This window comes from Bacteroides sp. CAG:633 (assembly GCF_000435115.1).
Taxonomy (GTDB): domain Bacteria; phylum Bacteroidota; class Bacteroidia; order Bacteroidales; family Bacteroidaceae; genus Bacteroides; species Bacteroides ndongoniae.
The window spans coordinates 1-370 of the sequence record NZ_FR883044.1 but is presented as its reverse complement, the minus strand read 5'-3'; positions in this window follow the sequence as shown (position 1 = coordinate 370).

Sequence of the window (370 nt, the reverse complement as noted above, 5' to 3'; positions counted from 1 at the left end):
TTCTACAATTGCGTACATTTCTTATATATAATGTATAAGTTAGCTCCGTCGGGTGGTCTCCAATCACTTGGAAAGCTCTTTGTCGGACCCGGTTCGGAATAATCGGGCACAAAAGTACAGTTTTTCATTCAGACGAACAAATAATTCTGTAACTATTTTCTTGAGGAAATGGTGCGTGTCGTGATTTTTATATTTCGGACGAAAATCCGGTTAGGCTGGGATGGAGGCGGAAAGGATGGATAAGGAGAAACTGATTGCTTTGATGCAATTGGCTCATCAATAGTGAGTTAGTCCGTGTTGTACACGTCGGATGAAAGATGCCTGTATTCCGTTTGTGGGACACTTGCAATTCATTTGTTCGACACTTGCA